Origin of the sequence: Mycobacterium pseudoshottsii JCM 15466 (assembly GCF_003584745.1) — a bacterium.
In the GTDB taxonomy this organism is placed as follows: Bacteria; Actinomycetota; Actinomycetes; order Mycobacteriales; family Mycobacteriaceae; genus Mycobacterium; species Mycobacterium marinum.
Window position 1 is genome coordinate 4,060,317 of record NZ_AP018410.1, and the last position, 15,687, is coordinate 4,076,003.

Annotated in this window: 5 protein-coding genes and 1 pseudogene; 2 read left to right on the forward strand and 4 right to left on the reverse strand. The window is 65.4% G+C overall.

The window, feature by feature from the left end:
* Positions 1-25 precede the first annotated feature (25 nt).
* Together MPSD_RS18535 and MPSD_RS18540 are read left to right on the forward strand one after the other, a co-directional pair.
* Positions 26-625 (forward strand): carboxymuconolactone decarboxylase family protein, encoded by a 600-nt coding sequence (locus MPSD_RS18535; RefSeq protein WP_086084816.1) that lies wholly within the window; start codon positions 26-28, stop codon positions 623-625.
* A pseudogene (locus MPSD_RS18540) lies at positions 622-1,521 on the forward strand (sigma-70 family RNA polymerase sigma factor). The gene MPSD_RS18535 and the pseudogene MPSD_RS18540 overlap by 4 nt, the downstream one beginning before the upstream one ends.
* Before the next feature lie 37 nt (positions 1,522-1,558).
* On the opposite strand, the gene MPSD_RS18545 reads toward MPSD_RS18540, so the two are convergent.
* The 4 genes from MPSD_RS18545 to MPSD_RS18560 form a co-directional block, all read right to left on the reverse strand.
* On the reverse strand, positions 1,559-2,068 hold the full coding sequence (locus MPSD_RS18545) for an MTB12 family secreted protein (RefSeq protein WP_020786783.1): 510 nt from the start codon (positions 2,066-2,068) through the stop codon (positions 1,559-1,561).
* Positions 2,069-2,351: 283 nt separating this feature from the next.
* Entirely contained in the window at positions 2,352-5,843 is a 3,492-nt protein-coding gene (locus tag MPSD_RS18550; RefSeq protein ID WP_119571741.1) for a non-ribosomal peptide synthetase, read from the reverse strand.
* 35 nt (positions 5,844-5,878) lie between these two features.
* Complete coding sequence (locus tag MPSD_RS18555) at positions 5,879-10,417, reverse strand: non-ribosomal peptide synthetase (RefSeq protein ID WP_086084817.1); 4,539 nt, start codon at positions 10,415-10,417, stop codon at positions 5,879-5,881.
* Positions 10,414-15,426: a non-ribosomal peptide synthetase gene (locus MPSD_RS18560; RefSeq protein ID WP_020786780.1), complete on the reverse strand. Its 5,013-nt coding sequence runs from the start codon at positions 15,424-15,426 to the stop codon at positions 10,414-10,416. The genes MPSD_RS18555 and MPSD_RS18560 overlap by 4 nt, the downstream gene beginning before the upstream one ends.
* Positions 15,427-15,687: the final 261 nt, after the last annotated feature.

Consider the following 15,687-nt stretch of genomic DNA (forward strand, 5'->3'; position numbering starts at 1 on the left):
GACCACCGACCCGTTAGGAGCCGCCATGTCCCGCCTTGTGGGGGTCAGCGACCACGACGCCGGCATAGCCGCCAAGATCGCGTTCTTCTTCACCAAGCGCAAGCTGGCAAGAATGGCCGGGCTCGCGACGGCCGACATGCTCGAACCGCTGCGGATGTATGCCCACATCCCCAGATTGCTCAACGCCTACGGCAGGCTGGAACAAGCCGAATCGAAACTGGATGTGCTCACTGCGCGGCACCGGGCCTTGTCCGAATTGAAGGCCGCGACCACGGTCGGCTGCCAATATTGCATCGACCTGGGTTCACAGATTGCCCGGGAGTTGGGAATCAGCGACCAGGAGCTCCTGGCGTTGGCCAACTACCGCGATGCTTCCTGCTTCTCCGAGGTCGACCGGTTGATCCTGGACTACGCCGCCGCGATAAGTCGCACTCCCGTCGCCGTGAGCGACGAACTGTTCGCGGCTCTGCGCGCCCACTTCGACGCGGCTGCGCTGGTCGGGCTTACCCACATCATCACGCTGGGCAACCTGCGCGCCCGGTTCAACATCGCCCTGGGCATCGGGTCCTCGGGCTTCTCGTCCGACCGGGTCTGCGCGCTGCCCGAGGGCGCCGGGCCACCATGACCGATCCGGCATTGCTCGCGCGCTTCCAAGCGGCCAGGCCGCGGCTGGGTGCGCTGGCCTACCGGATGCTGGGCTCACTTGCCGACGCCGAGGACGTCGTTCAAGAGGCCTGGCTGCGGCTCAACGCCACCACAGACCGCCCCCAGGGCGCCCAGGAGCTAGTCAATCTCGATGCATGGCTGACCACCGTGGTGGCACGACTATGCCTGAACCTATTGCGGGATCGTCGCGGCCGGGGCCGAGAAGAGCTGGTCGGTCAGCTGCCGGATCCGATCGTGGATGGCGTCGCAGCGTTCGACCCCGAACACCACGCGATGCTGGCCGATGCGGTGGGCCTGGCCTTTTTGTCGTGCTGGACACGCTGGCCCCGGCCGAGCGGTTGGCTTTCGTGCTGCATGACGTCTTCGCGGTCCCGTTTGACCAGATCGCACCCATCCTCGAGCGCACACCCGAGGCGACGCGCAAACTGGCCAGCCGGGCACGGCGCCGGATCGAGCGCGCGGAACCGTTTCCCGACCGGCGACCTCTGCGCACAGCGTGAAGTCGTCGACGCGTTCTTTGCGGCCGGGCGCAGCGGCAACTTCGAGCGCCTGGTTTCGGTGCTACATCCGGACGTGGTGTTGCGCGGCGACTTCGGACCCAACACCCCGCGATTTCGAGCCCAGGGCGCGGCCACCGTGGCCAAGCTGGCCCGCAGCTACGCGGGCCCGGAGCGCACGGTGCTCAACGCCCTGGTCAACGGGGCCGCCGGCGCCGTCATCTCGATCTCCGAGCAGGCATCGGCGGTGATGGGATTTCTGGTGCGCAACGGACGCATCGCAGCGATCGACGTGCTGGCCGATCCGCAGCGAATCGCCACACTCGATATCAGCGGTCTGAGCGGGCCGGGCGGATAGCCAGTGCTGCGCCTGCGCTATCCGCCCGTGCGGCAGATCAGTGGCCCGCGGCCTGCAACAGCTGCATCGCCGAGCTGCGTGACAGCACCCAGCTGCCTTGGTTGACGAACGTCACATTCTGGGTGATCGGCGCGGTGAACTTGGGTCCGCTGACGGACACGTCGGCGGTCTCGGCGCCGGCGGCAGCCGGTGCAATGTTGGCCACGGTGAACGACAACGGCAGGTCCCCGTTCTTCGCCGCCTTCTTCAACTCGTGGTCGGCAAGGCGCGCCTCGGTCCCGCCAATGCCGCCCTCGACCAGACCGCTCTTGCTGGTGAACGAAACGTTGGGGTCAACGAGGCTGTTGAGCAAGCCGGTCAGCTCGGCGGCCGCCGGAACGTCGGTGGCCGGGGCCGGTGCCGGGTCCTGCGGCAGTGGCGCACCGAAGACGACTGGCTGCACCTGGTAGGAGGCCCCGGCGGCAGAAGTGACGACGGTCACCCCCGTGACCGCGGCTCCGATCGCGGCCGCCGCTGCCATACCCATGGTGATCGATTTCAGGGTCATGCTCTCCCCCTTGACTCATATGTTCTGCGCATGTCGCGACTGTGGTCTCGTCTGTATTTCCCCGGTTCCGCCGCTTCCAAACTAACCGCGAATACCAGGGCTAGGGTGTGGCACACCTGTGTGCCGGCTATGAGAGTCGCCCACCCGGACGAGAGGTCGGGTCGCCAGGATATCGGTATGACCGCCGAATTCGTTAATGCCGACCATCGCCGGTCCATGTTGAGGCGTCTTCATGGTGAATCGCAAAAGGTTTCATCGACACGCGGCCTGTGTCGATGAAGTACTAGCTTTCGGCGAGCACCTCTTCATCGGTCAAAGCCGCGACGTCAAGATAGTGGCGGGCAATCACCGATAGCCGTTCCGGCGTACCGCGTGCAGCCTCCCGGTCTTGTAGGCGCTGCGCCAGGGCACCCACCGTTCTGGCCGCGAATAGGTCCGCGACCAGAACGTGATCGATGTCCAGCCAGTCGCGGATCCGCGCGATCACGGCGGTGGCAAGCACCGAATCACCGCCCAGAGCAAAGAAATCGTCGTGCACGCCAATCGAGGCCTGATCGAGCACCTCGGCCACGATCTCGGCAAGCGCGGCCTCCACGTCGTTGCGTGGAGCCCGGTCTTCGGTTATGCAGGCTTCGGGTTCCAGCAATGCGGTCACCGCTCGGCGGTCCAGCTTGCCGTTCGCGGTCAGCGGGAATCTTTCGAAAAATACCGTGCGGGTGGGCACCATGTAGCTCGGCAACAGATCCGCCAGTACGGCGGTGATATCGCCGACCGTATTGGGATCCGCCGCGACGGCGGCAACCAACTTGGGTGCGCTCGCACCGACTACGGCCGCAACGGCGTGACGCACTCCGGAAACGGCACGTAGCGCGTTCTCCACCTCGCCGAGCTCGACGCGGTATCCACGAATCTGCACCTGATGGTCGGCACGCCCCAGGAACTCGATGGTGCCATCGGGCCAATACCTGGCCATGTCACCGGTCTTGTACCAGCGGATCCCCTGGTGCTCTACGAAACGCTCCGCGGTGCGCTGCGGATCATTGCGGTATCGCGCAGCGACATTCGCGCCGCCGACCCACAACTCGCCGGCTACCCAGTCCAGGCAATCGCGGCCCGACGGCGACACAATGCGACAACGTACGTTGCGCAGCGGACGCCCGAACGGCACGGTCGCCCAGTGCGCTGGTGGTTCGCCCACCACCTCACAGATGGTGTTGTGGATCGCGGTCTCTGTCGCACCGCCCAGACCGGAGAACCGGCATCCCGGAACCTGCCTGGCTAGCCTGCGGGCCAAGTCAGCGCCCACCCAGTCGCCACCGAGCGTGACGGCCCGCAAGGAGTTGCCCAGCCGATCACCACCGAGATCCAAGATCATGTCGAGCATGCTCGGCACACAGTTGAGGATTGACACGCGGTGGTGCACCAGCAATTCCACCCAGGTGGTCGGCGCCGATTTTTGCTCTGCGTCAACCGCGACCAGTGAGCCGCCGACCGCGAACATGCCGAAGATGTCATACACCGACGCATCGAACTCGAGCGCGGACAGCGCCAACACGCGATCGGCGCTGCCAACGCCGAACCACTCGTTGACGGCGTCAATCGTGTTCATCGCCGCGCTGTGCGGTACGTCGACTCCCTTGGGCAGGCCCGTGGAGCCGGAAGTGAAAATCACGTAGGCGATCTCGCCGATATCGGGAAAGACCGGCTCCGGCCATGGCTTCGGATGATCGCGTGCCGTATCGATGGATACGCACGGGATTGCGTCGCCCATCCTCGCGCCCTCGACGGTCAGCGCCGCGACAACGTCGGCGGTCTGAAGAATCTTGGCGCGCCGCGCCTCCGGCTGGTCGAAGCCGATCGGAACATATGTACCCCCGGCGGCAAGAACTCCGAGCACAGCCGGGATCTGAGCACGCCCCTTCGGCAATTGCACGGCGACCGCGTCGCCCGGTCGCACCCCGCACTCGTGCAGCGTTGCGGCGACGGCAAGCGACTGCCTGCGCAATTCTCGGTAGCTCCAGACACCCCCGTCATCGCCCACATCCCACACCACCGCCGGCGCGTCCGGATTGGCCGCGGCATGCTCGAAAAATCCTTGATGCAAGCATTTTTCGCCGGCTGGTCCATCGGTTGCATTGGTCGCTGCACGGGTCGCGGCCTGCGCGGCGGGCAACTGCACCGGGGCGGAGGCGTCCCAGCCAGCGTCGCCGTCGGCCAACCGCTTGACCGCATCGGTAAACCGGTTGAACATCGTGTCGATCAGTCCCGGCGGGAATGCTGACTCGCGGGCATCCCAGTTGACCAGCAACCCGCCACGTAACTCGGTGACCTGAGCATCCAGCAGGACTTGGGGCCCCTGCGAAATGATCCAGACCGGGTCTCCGAAGGTCTCGATCACTTCATCGGCAAACAACTCACCGAGATCGAGAGCGCTGGTAAACACCACCGGCGCCAGCACCGGTTCGCCGCGGTACCTCCCTAGATCGCGCAGCACTTCCAGACCGGAATAGGCAGCGTGTGAACCGCTTTCGTACATCCTGCGTTGAATGTCTCGAGCTCGTTGGACAACCGAAACGTCTTCGGTGACGTCGACCTCGAGCATGATCGACGAGGTGAAGTCGCCAACCACTCGATCGATGTCCGGGTGCACCGATTCGCGTTGAAACAAAGGCACATTCAGCAGAAACTTACCTTGCTCCGACCAACCGCCGATGGTGTCGGCGAAGACCGCGGCCAACGCCATGGCCGGCGTGACCCCGCGCGCATGCGCCCCGGCCATCAGCTGCTGCTTGGCTTCCGGCGCCAGCCAGTGCTCGTAGCGCTCGGTCCGATGCGGCGCCCCGGGTTCTCGCACGGCCACGGTCGGCAGTTGCGGCGCGCCGGCCATCTCCGGCAACCGCCGCTGCCACCATTGCCTGTCCCGCTCGCGCGCCGCCCTGTCCGGTTCGTATTCGGTGCGATAACGCCGGTAACTGAAGCCGGGAGACTGCAGCGTCGCGCCCCGGTACAGCTGCGCCAGGTCCGACACCAACACCCGATAGCTCATCGCGTCACCGGCCAGCATGTCGACGTCCAGATGAAGGCGACTGCGGTCGCCATCCCACAGCGTGAGCGTGAAGTCGATGACCTGACCGTCTTCAATTGCCAGGCGCTGGTGCCCGTTACGCTCACGCATCTGCAGCAGTGCGGACTCAACCTCGTCCGCACTCTGCCCCCGAAGGTCGACCAGGGCGAACACCGGCCTACCCGGGCTGGGCATCGTCTGCTGCGTCCCGTCGGCGAGAAATCGGGTACGCAGCATCGGATGCACCGCAACCAGGTCGGACACGGCACGTTCCAGCCGCTCGGGATCGATTCCGGTTCCGTCGAATTCAACGTAGAGATGGGCGGCAACGCCGCCGAGCTCTTGTTCGTCAGCGCGACCGATCCAGTAGGCGTGCTGCATCGTTGCCAACGGGAACGGGGCTTGTGGTGCCTCCGGTTCCAACAACAACTCGGGGCGGTCGGCCGGTGCAGTTACCGCACATCCGAGCTGGTCGGCGTTGAGCAGTTCGTGCCAGGACTGCACCGTCGCGGTGGCGGCGAGTTGCGCAAAGGTGATGTCGGCTCCGCGCTTGCGCCAGCGTCCGGCCATCGACATCATGCGGATCGAGTTCAGGCCTAGCTGAATGAGATCGTCGTCGTCGGCGACATCTGCCGCGGGACAATCCAGTTGGGCCGCGATCGCGGCCCTGATCTCGTCCCGGCTAATCCACTCCGTGCTGAGCGGCTCCATCCCAGTCCTTTCCGACCAGTCTATTGACTCGGCGCCTAGTCCAACCCGGCCGCGAGCGCGGCAATGCCGCGCTGCCACAGGCCGGTCAGGTGGTCGATGTCGGAGCGTTCGAACACCGCGTCACTCCAGCGCCAGTTGCCGATCAGTTGGGTGCCCTCGGCTGTCACGCCGACAAACACACTGAGGTTCAACGCAAAACGCAGGGGCAGATCCGGCTCCGGATCAATCGGAAGCGCGTCGAGGTAGGGCCCGGTCAGCAGCGACCACGGTTGATCGGCGACGCCGCCGAGGTCCAGGCGCCCCAGATAGCTGAACTGGATCTGCGGATCGACCGCGTCCACCAGTTCGGCAACGCCGTCCACGTACCGAAGCAAGCCGTAGTCCAAACCGTCGTTCGGGATCGCTTCGAGGTGGCTGACGACGGAATGGACCAGGTCCTGGGCGGCCACCGGATCCCGCTCGGCCTGCTCGATATCCACCGCCGCCGCGCCCGCGCCGAGGCGCACCGGGAATGCGTTGGTGAACCAGCCGACGGTGTTGGTGGTGTCGGTATCGAGTACGGCATCAGCGCGCCCGTGGCCCTCCAACGCGACCAGGACCCCCGCCGCCGGATCCTGAGCACGGACCCGACGCCAGCTTGCCACCGCCATCGCTGTTGCGGCCAGCAATAGTTCGCGCACGCCTTGGTCGCGTCTGACCGCGCCCAGCACCCTCTCCGTGACATCGACCGGAATGGCTGCCCGCGTGAGTTGCAGCGTGGACCAGGTATCGCGAGTCGGGTCCGGGTAGCGCAGGCCCAACGCCGGATCGGGTTCGCGCACCAGGGCCGCCCAGTAGTCGCGCTGGTCCTGTACTTGCGGCGCCGAAGCCCGGTGCCACATCAGCTCGCACCACCGGCGGTAGGAGGTGAACTCCGGCAATATCTTCGGTGGCGTGCCCGCCTGCAGCGAGCGCCACGCCGCGGCGAGGTCGCCCAGCATGATGTGCCAGGACACCACATCCACGGCCAGGTGATGAGCGGTGAGCAGCAACATATTCGCCGGGTCAGCCCGATGTTCGGTGCCGCGGAACCAGATGGCGCGCACCATCGCACCGGCGGATGGGTCGATCTGGTCGGTCACGACCCGCGCGGCGTGCGCGACGGCCGAGGCCAGTTCGTCATCGGAGCCTTCGGGCAACCTGATACGGGTCAGCACGTCTTCGGCACGCACCGCCGCGGGCTCGCGAGTGACCAGCCGCGGCCCCTCTGGGGTTTCGGTCAAAATTGACCGCAAGGTGTCGTGTCCATCGAGCAGCAGCTGCAGCATCAGTTCGATGGACGAGCGGTCGATGCCCGAGGGTAGCCGCAGCAACACGGTGTGGGTGAATCGGCGGTAGTTGCCGTATTCATAGAGCCAGGACACCATCGGCAGCGGCAGCACCGCACCGTAGTCGGCGTCGGCCGGGGCGTCCTGCGAGTCCACCGCGGCATCGATTGCGGCACCGAGTTCGCGAATCGTCGTAGCGGTCAACACCATCCGCGGGTCCACTCGAAGTCCCTGCCGTCTCGCCTGGTGGGCCAACGAGATTGCCACGATGCTGTCCATACCGAACAGGAACAGATCATCATCGATGTGCGGAACAGCGTTGAGCTGCTCTTCGAACAGTTCGCACAACACGCGTTCGGTGTCAGTCGACGCCGATACCGCTGTGCCCCCGGAGACACTCGTCAATGCGTCTTCGGCCAGCCGATCCAATGCGTGACCATCCAGCTTGCCGTTGGCATTCACCGGCAGCCGCGGAAGCGTCACGATACGCGCTGGAACCATGTAGGACGGCAGGCGCTCGGTGAGACCGGCGCGCAGCTTGATCAGGTCCTCGTGCATATTGTCCTGCCACACAACGAAACCGACCAGGCTGGTGCGGTCCTGCTGACGCAGGACCGAAACCGCCGCGTCATGCACGCCGGGCTGGCCGCGCAGTGCCGCCTCGATCTCGCCGACCTCGACGCGATAGCCGCGGATCTTGACCTGGGTGTCGGCGCGGCCCACGTAGGCGTAGCCACCATGGGACAACCGGCGCACCAAGTCCCCGGTCCGATACATGCGCTGACCCGGACGCAGCAGGTCGGCCACGAAGCGAGCAGCCGTCATCCCAGGTCTGCCAACATAGCCCCGGGCCAGCTGCGCCCCCGACAGGTAGAGCTCCCCCACCACGCCGTCGGGCACCATCCGCAGCGCCGAATCGAAGACGTAACCGAAAGTCCCCGCGTTGGCAGTACCGATCGTCGGTTTCCGATAGTCCTTGACCGCGGCGACCACCGCCTCAACCGTCATCTCGGTCGGCCCGTAGCAGTTGTAGACCGCCATCTGCGATAGCCCACGAAGCTGATCCCACAGCCCGGTGTTGATCGCCTCGCCGCCCAGGGCAAGAACCGAGAGGTTGTGATCCAACAACCCGGCGGCACTTAGCTGGACGAACATTGACGGGGTGGTGTCGATCATGTCGATCTGACCGATCGCGATGCCTTCCACCAGGCGATCCGCGTCGCGCATCTCATCGGCGTCGAACAGATGGATCTCATGCCCGTCGAGCAGGCCGACCATGGGCTGCCACGAGGCGTCAAAACTCAGCGACCAGGCGTGAGCGATGCGCAACGGCCGGCCCAGGCGGGCGCGGGCTGCCCGGTATACGCGCTCGGCGTGGTCAGCGAAATAGCTCAACACCGCGGCGTTGGTACCGACGACACCCTTGGGTTCACCGGTTGATCCGGAGGTGAAGATGACATAGGCGGACTGTTCCGGTCGACGGTCGACGGTGGGCGCGGCAGCGCTGCGCCGCGAAATACTGTCCACCGCGGCGGGATCATCGAGCGCCAAGGTCGGCACGGCGTTGCCGACCAGCTGCGAATAGTCGGCTTCGGTGATGGCTAACGCTGGGCTAGCCTGACGCACAATAGATTCGACGCGCGCACTGGGAAGGGTGACGTCTACGGGTAGATAGGCCCCACCGGCGGCCAGCACCCCCAGAATCGCGACGATGGATCGCTCCGAGCGCGGCAACACCAGCGCCACAACCGTTTCCGGGCCGACTCCGTGCTCGGCTAGCTCCCCCGCCAGCCGGCAGGCCCGCGCGTGCAGTTCGGCATAGGTATGGCGCACACCACCCGCGGCAGTCAGGGCGACGGCATCCGGTGTGGTTTGCACCTGACGCTCGAACATTTCCCACACCGTCGTATCGAAGGTGGGCGCCGACCTCGCGGCAAGGAGGCCATGTGCCTTCAGCTCAGCCGCGGTCCGAATGTCCAGGTCGTCGGGAGTGCCGTCGCCGATATCGGGAAGTTGACGCAGCACGGTCAGCATTCGCTCGCCAATTTCGGCGGCCGGAAGATACGGCAGCGCCTCGGCTATGGCCTCGATCAGCACCAGCAACTCGTCCTCGCGCAGGTGCGAGACCACGGTCAGCGGGTAGTGCGTCAGGCTTTCCATCTCCACGGGAAGGAACTGGGCGCCGTCGGGTGTGGTGGCCGGGCGGATGGCGTCGTCGATCGGCGCATTCTCGAACACGAACAGGGAGTCGAAGAGGGGGCCGCGGCCATGTTCGCGTTGGATTTCCGACAAGCTCAGGTAACTGACGTCGCGCATCGCCGATGACTGGCGCTGCACCTGAGTGCATTGCGCCACCACAGCTTCCGTACCACTCACGTAGTGGACGACCGGTACGGCGTTGATGAACAGCCCGACCATGGTCTCCACCCCGGGCAGCTGGTCAGGACGGCCGGAGACAACGGTGCCGAACACGACATCACGACGGTCCGTCAGCCTGCTCAGCACGACTGCCCAGGCGAAAAGCACCGCGGTGTTCAGCGTGAGGCCATGGCGCCCCGCCCACTGTCGCAGGCGCGCAGTGTCGGCCGCCGGCAACAACAGTTCCGTTTTCCCCGGCTTGCTCTGCCCCGCCGTGGCCTCATAAGCCACCATGAGCGGTTCGGACACCCCGCGCAGATAGTCCATCCAGCCGGCGAGCGCGGCCGACCTGTCCTGTTTGGCGAGCCAGACGATGTAGTCGCGGTAGGGGCGCGCGGCCGGAAGCGCGTCGGCCGCTCCCCCCGCTCGGTACACCGCGAGCAGTTCGGTGAAGAACACCGCAAGTGACCAACCGTCCACCAGGATGTGGTGAGCGGTGAAGATCATCCGGCGCTTGGTCTCGCCAGGAACGCTGAGCACCACCACCCGCAGTGCCGGTCCACGGCTGAGATCAAACGGACGGCGTCGCTCCGAGCGTGCGATGGAGTCAAATTCCGCCGGTGTCGCCACCCGCTCGGACCACGGCAGCGCGGCATGGACGGGCACAATCTGCACCGGCTTGGGCACATCACGATCCCAGAAGGCGGCGCGCAGATTGGGATGGCGGTCCAGCATGGCTTGCGCGCTGCGACGGAGCAATTCGAGGTCAACCGGTCCGTCGATATCGACCACGAACTGCATGCTGTAGAGGTCGACGCCGTCCTCGGCCAGCTGGTGTAACGCGAACAGCCCCTCCTGCAGCGGGCTGAGGGCAAGGACGTCCTCGATCTGTGGGGCAGCCGCGGTCACGATGCGCTTCCCTGCTGCAGCCAGGATGCGCTCAGCTTGGCCAATGCATCGGGAGCCAAGCCGGATGCGCTCATCGGCGTATATTCCTGCGCCGGTGGCGGATCCGCCTCGACCACGGGCTCGCCGTTGGCCGCGTCGACGGCGGCGGCCAGCTCAGCGATGGTCATGTGCTCAAACACCATGGCCGGGGGAAACGGCAGCCCCAGCGCACCGGCTTGAGCCGACCATTTGATGGCGATGATGCTGTCGCCGCCCAACGCGAAGTAGTTCTCGTCGCGATCGATGCCGGTGATCTCGAGCAACTCCTCCAGCATGGCGGTCAGCCGCCGCTCGGTTTCCGCGGATCCAGCGGCGACCGGCTGCGACGCCGCGGGACCGGCCGGCAGCGGTGGGGCCAGCAGCTTTGCCAAGTCAGCGCTGGGCAGCAGCTGCACCGCCGACAGTGGGAGGTCCGGTGTTGTTGCGAACGCAGCGAGTGCGGCGTCCAATGCATCGGCGATCAGCGCAACCGTCACGGGTTCGTAGAGGTCGGCGTTGGCGATGACCTGCACGTCGAGTTCTCCACTCAGTGTCACGCTCATCCCAATGGCCAGAAAGAGCAGGGCGACTTCGAAGTTCACCGGAAGTGGCACAACCGTGGTTTCGCCCCTTCCGGTGAGATCGCGCGGGACCAGCGCCCAGTCCTCGCCCCGGAAGTTGAGCATGTTCTGGAACAACGGATTGCGCGACAGCGCGCGTGGTGGGTTGAGAACCTCCACCAACCGCTCGATGGGAAGCTCCTGGTGTGCCAACGCATCGAGCACCGTGTCGCGACTGCCGACGAGTATGGAGCGCAGCGTCGGATCACCGGATAGGTCGGTGCGCAGCACCACGACGTTGGCGAACAGACCGACCAGCTGCGCGGTGGCCGGTTCCACCCGGGCGGCCACCGGGCTGCCCAGCGCGATGTCGGTGCCGCCGCCGAGCTTGTGCAGGACGACGGCCAGAGCGGCCTGATAGAGCATGAACTCGGTCGCGCCGTTGCGCTCGGCGAGTTGGGTAAGTGCAGAACGACGGGCCGCCGGGACACTGAACTGCACTACCTCGCCGCGCTTGCCGAGCACACGTGGACGCGCGCGGTCAGTTGCCACCGAAATCTCGTCCGGCAGTCCGGCCAACGCATCGCGCCAGTAGTCGAGTTCGGTCTGTCCCCAGTTGGACTCGAACGTGTTTCGTTGCCACACCGCGTAGTCCGCAAACTGGATGGGCAGGATGTCCCACTGCGGCGCGTTGTGTTGCAGTCGGGCCCGGTAGGCAACGATCAGGTCGTCGAAAACAATCTCGAGCGACGCGTGATCGCTGACGATGTGGTGCACGATCAACAACAGCACGTGCGTATCCGGCCCCAGCACCAACAGGTTGGCTTGCAGCAACGGCCCGGACTCCGGGGTGAACACATGCCGGCGTAGCTGAGTCGATACGTCGTCGAACTCGTCCTGGTCGATCGCACGGACCGCTAGCTGCACCGTCCGGCTCGGGTGCACGATCTGATACGGAACGCCTTCGTGCTCATCGAAGTTGGTGCGCAACGCCTCATGGCGGGCCACCACATCGTTGAGTGCCGCGGCGAGTGCGACCGAGTCCAGTGGACCTTCGAAGCGAAGCGCGAGAGGCATGTTGAACTCTTCGCGGGCGCCCTCGATCCGGTGCTGAAACCAGGCGGCGAGCTGGGAGTGGGACAGTGGAAGCCACTGTGGCCTGGCCGATTTGACGAATCCGGGGCGGGCCCGTTTCGGATCCAACGGCATGTCGTCGGCGGCCAAGTTATCAAGGTCGAGTTCGAAATCGTTGCGGAACCGTTCCACCAGGCGGGCCGCCAGCCCGGCCGGAGTCGGAGCGTCGAAGATGGTGCGCACAGTCAGGTCCACGCCGAACTCGGCCCGAATCTGGGCAACGAGTCGAGCCGCCAGCAGCGAATGGCCGCCCAGCCCGAAGAAGGAGTCTTCGGCGCCGACCCGCTGCCGGCCGAACAGCTGGGCGAAGATCGAGCATATCCACCGCTCGGTGGCCGTCTCTGGCTCGCGGTAGCGTCGGGTCGCGATCGGAGTTGGCGCGGGCAATGCCCGCCTGTCGAGTTTGCCGCTCACCGTCATCGGGATCTCTGGGATCACCGCGAACGCGCCGGGCACCATGTACTCCGGCACTGCCGCTGCGGTGTGCGCCCGGATCTCCTCGAGGTCGACCTGGGCCGCCGCCGGCACCAGGTACGCGGCAAGCATGGGTCCGGCCTCGGTTTCTTCCGCGACGACGAGGCAGTGCCGTACCGCTGGATGCGTGGTGATCACGGATTCGACCTCGCCAAGTTCGATGCGGAAGCCGCGGATCTTGACTTGCTCGTCGGCGCGGCCGACGAATTCCAGCTCACCGCAATGGTTGCGGCGAACCAGATCGCCCGTTCGGTACAGCCGCATGCCGGGATTGAACGGGTCGGCGATGAAGCGTTGCGCGGTCAGAGTTGGCCGTCCCAGATATCCACGCGCCAACTGACTGCCGCCCAGATACAGCTCACCGATCACCTGGTCCGGTACCGGATGGAGTTGCTCGTCAAGCACGTATGCGTAGACGTTGCGGTTTGGCACACCAATCGGCACCACTCGGGCACCATGCGAGCCCGTGACCACCATGTGTGTGGAACAGACCACCGCCTCGGTCGGCCCGTAGTGATTGCGCAACTCCGCGTCGAAGTAGCCGGCGAATCTGTCCGCCACCTCACCGGGAAGCGCTTCTCCGCCGACCGGAACGTGGCGCAACTGCCGCCACTGCTGGACCTGGGGCAGCAGTAGCAGGGTGCTCAGCATGGAAGGCACCAGGTGTAACACCGTGACGCCGCGGCGGCTGATCAGATCCGCGACATAGCTGATGTCGCCGAAGGCATCCGGCTTGGGCACGATCAGCTGTGCCCCAAGGAATAACGTGACGAAGATATCCGCCAGCGAAGCATCGAAGCTGACCGACGAGAACTGCAGCCACCGGTCTTCGGCCGTCATGGTCCACTCGGCGACGAAACCCTGCACATGTTCGGCGATCGCGTGATGCGACACCGCCACCCCTTTGGGCCGGCCGGTGGAGCCGGATGTGTAGATCACATAGGCCAAATGCCCAGGGCGCAAGGGCCTTAGCCGGTCGCCATCAGAGAGTGGCAGATCCGAGTTATCGGCCGCGGCCCGCTCGGCAACGTCGAGTTCGGGCCGCCCGATGACCGTCTGCGGACGAGCGTCGGTGATGAGGTAGTCGATGCGCTCGTCGGGGTAGGCGGGATCGATCGGCAAGTAGGCCGCACCGGCCTTGAGCACCGCCAGCATTGCGACGATGAACTCGATCGAGTTGGCCATCCGCAGCCCGATGATGTCCTCAGGCCCGAAGCCTTGGCCGATAAACCGGCGCGCCAAACGATTCGCGCGCCGGTGTAGTTCGCTGTAGGTCAGTTCGGCCTCGTCGGAAACCAATGCCAGCGCTGTGGCCGTCCCGGCTGCCGACGCGGTCGCTTCCAGCAGCTTGACCATCGTGGTGGCAGGCATTTCAACAAGCTCGCCATGCGACTGGGCCAGCACGCTATCGCGTTCGCCAGCGCCGAGGATGTCCAGGCTGGACAGCGGCCGCTCGGGCTCGGCCAGCGCTTTGTCCACCAGCTGTAGGTAATGGGCCAGCATCTGGTCGACCAGCACAGAGCTCAGCTGTTGCTGATACTCGAATTCGACCGAGACATCATCGGGGTCGAGCGCGATCGTCAACGAGAGCGGAAGATGCGCGGCTACCGCACCGAGGCCGAGTTGGCGCACCACGACGCCGTCCAACGCAAGGCCACCGGCGCTCTTGCGCATGTTGAAACCGAGTCGGACCAGCAGGTCCATCCCGTCGCGTCCCATTCGCTCCGGGTTTGCTTCGCGTACCACCCGGTCGATGCCCACCGATTGGTGGGCGAAGCCGGCCAGACAGGTTTCCCGTACCTCGTTGACGAATGAGGTGAAGGTGTCCTGCGACCGTGTCGTGATCCGCAGCAGCAACGTGTTGCCGAAATATCCGAGGGCACCCGCGGCGGCACCACTGCGTTCGGTGACCGGGACCGAGACCAGAAAATCCGATGCTCCGGTGTAGCGGCGCACCAGCACGCCGTATGCCGCGAGCAACACCATGAACGGTGACGCGGAGCACTTCCTGGCGAATTCCTCGACCCTGCTGAACAGGCCGGCGGGCAGCGGCCGAACTCGACGCTGCGCCCGCCTGCAGGGATTCGCACCGGACACACCGGGAAGCTCCGGCGGTTCCGGCAGCGGACGCAATGTCTCCGCCCAGTAGCCGACGTCGGCCACGCTAGGAGCCGCAGAGTTTTGCAGCACCTCAACGCTGAGGAACTGTGCTGCCGGGTCGTTGATCGGCAGATCGTTGTAGGCGGCGCTGAGCTCGCCGAAGAAGACCTCCCAGGAATCGTCGTCCCAACAGATGTGATGCACGACCAGAAGCAACACCAATTCGTCCGCGCGGGTACGTATCACGGTGATCCGCAGCGGCAACTCGTTGGTCAAGTCGAAGGGACGGCCGAACTCGTCGGCCGCCAGACTCTCGATCTGCTGCTCATGTCCGGCCTCGGGCAGCCGGGTCAGATCCTCACGTCGCCAGCCGACCTCAACGTCGTCGGAAAATACCTGGTATGGCTCCCCTTCGGTGTCCACCCCGTAGGTGGTGCGCAAAATCGCATGGCGCGCAACCACATCGTTGACGGCGGTATGCAAGCGGTCCTCGTCCACCAGGCCAGTCAGCCGGTACGCGACGCAGATGTTCAACGTGACGTCATCGGGGTCCATCGTCTGCAGGAACCACATGCGGCGCTGGCCGTCCGACAGACGATAACGTTCTCCCGGGCAGATACATGGCTGGTCGCTCGACTGCTCCGCCGCCAATCCGCTCTCGGCGATCCGCCGGCGCAACAGTTCCCGGCGGCGATCCTGCAAAGTCCTGACATCATCTGCCATGGTTAGCCTCACTCCTCACCGTCGCTGCGCCGGACCAATCAGAACCTGCGGGCCCCGGCTTCCCAGGTCTGAAATCAAGCGACACGACGCGCATCAAACCAACCCCTCCAACTCGCCAACGCCCGCGCGCTGTCCGGGGGCAAGCCCCTGCATGCCGAACAGCCTTCGCCAAACCAGGCTTATGTTAGCCTTCGCTAAGTTGAATGGCTGTTGCGGCCCGTCGCGGCTATCACGGCAAGACAGAGACCGGATCGATCCTGC

Excerpts from the sequence above, each read along its gene's own strand:
- MPSD_RS18535 (WP_086084816.1), top strand. The coding sequence starts at position 26 with ATGTCCCGCCTTGTGGGGGTCAGCGACCACGACGCCGGCATAGCCGCC.
- MPSD_RS18545 (WP_020786783.1), bottom strand. The coding sequence starts at position 2,068 with ATGACCCTGAAATCGATCACCATGGGTATGGCAGCGGCGGCCGCGATC.
- MPSD_RS18550 (WP_119571741.1), bottom strand. The coding sequence starts at position 5,843 with ATGGAGCCGCTCAGCACGGAGTGGATTAGCCGGGACGAGATCAGGGCC.
- MPSD_RS18560 (WP_020786780.1), bottom strand. The coding sequence starts at position 15,426 with ATGGCAGATGATGTCAGGACTTTGCAGGATCGCCGCCGGGAACTGTTG.